The following is a 2137-nucleotide window of genomic DNA, read 5'->3' on the forward strand; positions in this document are numbered from 1 at the left end:
ACGGCGAGCTCGGACTGGGCCATGGCAATATCGATATCGCTTTTTGCGTTTTTCAACGCTTCTTCAGCAGCAGCCTTGGCTTCCATCGCCTTGGCTTCGTCCAGGTCCTTGCCGCGAATGGCGGTGTCAGAGAGCACGGTGACACAGTTCGGTTGCACTTCGAGCAAGCCGCCGGCCACGAACACGAACTCTTCGCTGCCGTCGGCCTTCTCGATGCGCACCGCGCCCGGCTTGATGCGGGTGATCAGCGGGGTGTGGCGCGGGTAAATGCCCAGCTCGCCGGCCTCGCCGGGCAAGGCGACAAAGTGCGCTTCACCGGAGAAGATGGACTCTTCCGCGGAGACCACGTCGACGTGAATGGTGGTTGACATAAACGCTCCTTAATGGAAAAAAGTTGCAGGGCCTGAGCCCTTAGACCTTCTTCGCCTTCTCGAAAGCTTCGTCAATCGTGCCGACCATGTAGAACGCCTGTTCCGGCAGGTGATCGCACTCGCCGGCCACAATCATCTTGAAGCCGCGAATCGTTTCAGCCAGGCTGACGTACTTGCCGGGAGAGCCGGTGAACACTTCAGCAACGTGGAAAGGCTGCGACAGGAAACGCTGGATCTTGCGGGCGCGGGCCACGGCCAGCTTGTCTTCAGGGGCCAGTTCGTCCATGCCCAGAATCGCAATGATGTCGCGCAGTTCCTTGTAGCGCTGCAGCGTGCCCTGCACGGCGCGCGCCGTGGCGTAGTGGTCTTCTCCCACAACGTTCGGGTCGAGCTGACGGCTGGTGGAGTCGAGCGGGTCAACCGCAGGGTAGATACCCAGCGAAGCGATGTCACGCGAAAGCACCACGGTGGAATCCAGGTGGGCAAAGGTCGTGGCAGGCGATGGGTCGGTCAAGTCATCGGCAGGAACGTAAACGGCCTGGATGGAAGTGATGGAGCCGACCTTGGTGGAGGTAATACGCTCTTGCAGGCGGCCCATTTCTTCGGCCAGCGTAGGCTGGTAACCCACGGCGGAAGGCATACGACCCAGCAGTGCGGACACTTCGGTACCGGCCAGCGTGTAGCGGTAGATGTTGTCCACGAAGAACAGCACGTCGCGGCCTTCGTCACGGAAGGACTCGGCGATGGTCAGGCCGGTCAGCGCCACGCGCAGACGGTTTCCTGGAGGCTCGTTCATCTGGCCATAGACCATGGCCACCTTGGATTCGCCGAGGTTCTCGAGGTTCACAACACCGGAGTCGGCCATCTCGTGGTAGAAGTCATTGCCTTCGCGGGTACGTTCACCCACACCGGCAAACACGGACAAACCCGAGTGCGCCTTGGCGATGTTGTTGATGAGTTCCATCATGTTCACGGTCTTGCCGACGCCGGCGCCGCCGAACAGGCCCACCTTGCCGCCCTTGGCGAACGGGCAAACCAGGTCGATCACCTTGATGCCGGTTTCCAGCAGTTCCTGCGATGGCGAGAGTTCGTCATAAGCAGGCGCCTTGCGGTGGATGGGGGCGGTCAGGGTCTGGTCGACCGGGCCGCGCTCGTCAATCGGCGCACCCAGCACGTCCATGATGCGGCCCAGCGTGGCTTTGCCCACGGGAACGGTGATGTTGGCGCCGGTGTTGTAAACCATGTTGCCGCGGCGCAGGCCGTCGGAGGTACCCAGCGCGATGGTGCGCACGATGCCGTCACCCAGCTGCTGCTGGACTTCCAGCGTCAGCGCGGAGCCTTCCATTTTCAGCGCGTCATAGATCTTGGGCATCTGGTCGCGCGCGAATTCCACGTCAACCACCGCACCAATACACTGAACAATCTTGCCTTGAGCTTGAGCCATGATTGAATCCTCTTTCGTTTCTTTAAATCTTTAAATCGGGTRTGGCGGCCTAAACCACGATCAGACCGCTGCAGCACCGGCAACGATTTCCGAAAGTTCTTTCGTGATCGCCGCTTGACGCGTTTTGTTGTAAACCAGCTTGAGTTCGCCGATCACGCTGCCGGCGTTGTCCGTTGCGGCCTTCATGGCCACCATGCGGGCAGACTGCTCGGACGCCATGTTCTCCGCAACCGCCTGATAGACCAGCGCTTCCACATAGCGGATCAGCAAGTCGTCGATGACGGTTTGCGCGTCAGGCTCGTAGATGTAATCCCAGCCGTGC

At 60.5% G+C, this 2137-nt stretch carries 3 protein-coding genes; all 3 read right to left on the reverse strand.

Annotated elements, in window-relative coordinates:
• On the reverse strand, window positions 1–371 hold a 371-nt coding region (locus tag AC1D1X_RS21430; protein ID WP_477699121.1), incomplete at its 3' end, for a F0F1 ATP synthase subunit epsilon.
• Between the two features lie 40 nt (window positions 372–411).
• Window positions 412–1815 (reverse strand): F0F1 ATP synthase subunit beta, encoded by a 1404-nt coding sequence (atpD, locus tag AC1D1X_RS21435; RefSeq protein ID WP_293400292.1) that lies wholly within the window; start codon window positions 1813–1815, stop codon window positions 412–414.
• 60 nt (window positions 1816–1875) lie between these two features.
• Window positions 1876–2137 (reverse strand): F0F1 ATP synthase subunit gamma (locus AC1D1X_RS21440; RefSeq protein WP_477699122.1); only part of this gene is annotated, 262 nt, incomplete at its 5' end.

Source organism: Polaromonas sp. P1_G4, from assembly GCF_056405475.1.

What these genes read in the sequence shown, in the direction of transcription:
- atpD (WP_293400292.1), bottom strand. Translation starts at nt 1,815, where the DNA reads ATGGCTCAAGCTCAAGGCAAGATTGTTCAGTGTATTGGTGCGGTGGTT.